The sequence below is a fragment of the Mycobacterium sp. ENV421 genome, assembly GCF_002887815.1.
Classification (GTDB): domain Bacteria; phylum Actinomycetota; class Actinomycetes; order Mycobacteriales; family Mycobacteriaceae; genus Mycobacterium.
Map to the genome: position 1 here is coordinate 1 of NZ_PDHO01000133.1, position 1077 is coordinate 1077.

At 62.6% G+C, this 1077-nt stretch carries 1 protein-coding gene; it reads left to right on the plus strand.

Annotated elements, in window-relative coordinates:
• The first annotated feature begins 105 nt into the window (after positions 1–105).
• Complete coding sequence (locus CRM90_RS30015; protein WP_102810458.1) at positions 106–1065, plus strand: IS481 family transposase; 960 nt, start codon at positions 106–108, stop codon at positions 1063–1065.
• Positions 1066–1077: the final 12 nt, after the last annotated feature.

The window sequence follows — 1077 nt, forward strand, 5'->3', positions numbered from 1 at the left end:
TGTATCCGGCCATGAGGTTGGTAGCGGGCGTGTTGGCTTGATGTGAGGAGAACCTCCGGGTGAGGTGTGGCTTGTCTAAGGCCCATACCTACTCCGGAGGTTCTCGTGTCCCACCGTAATGCCCGTACCACGTTTCACGGTCGGCTGTTAATCGTGCAACGCCATCAACAGGGATGGAAGCAGGCTCATATCGCCAAGGCGATGGGGATTTCCCGCAAATGCGTCCACACCTGGATCAGCCGCTATGCCGCGCAGGGTGAAGCCGGGTTACAGGACCGGTCCTCACGCCCGAACCGCTGTCCGACGAGAACGTCGGCCCGCGTCGAGCGCCAGGTTGTCGCCGCCCGCCGGCGGCATCGCCGCGGCCAGGACTGGCTAGGTCCCGAGCTGGGGATCGCGCCTCGGACCGTCGGGCGGATTCTGCGTCGCCGCCGCCAGCCCTATCTGCGGGACTGCGACCCGATGACCGGTGTCGTGATCAAGGCGTCCAAAGCTACTGCGGTGCGCTATGAGCGCCAGCGGCCCGGCGAATTGGTCCATGTGGACGTCAAGAAGCTCGGCCGTATTCCCGATGGAGGTGGCTGGCGTGCTCACGGGCGCAGCGAGGACGTCCGCGGCCGCGGTATCGGGTATGACTACGTGCACTCGATGGTCGATGACCACAGCCGATTGGCGTACTCGGAGATCCATGCCGATGAAAAAGGACCGACATGCGCCGGGTTCATCGCCCGGGCTGCTGAATACTTTCAATCACAGGGGATTTCGTGTATCGAACGACTCATCACCGACAACCATCTGAGTTATCGGCGCTCTCTCGACGTCGCCGCTGTCGTTCATGAACTCAACGCCAAACACATCTTCATCAAACCCCACTGCCCGTGGCAGAACGGCAAGGTGGAGCGTTACAACCGGACCCTGCAATGCGAATGGTCCTACCGCCGGGTGTTCGCCTCCAACGAGGACCGCGCCCGAGCGCTTGCCCCCTGGGTCGAGTTCTACAACACTCAACGCCGTCACAGCGCACTCGGAGGCCTACCCCCCATCAGCCGACTGCGACCAACCTAATGGCCGAGTACA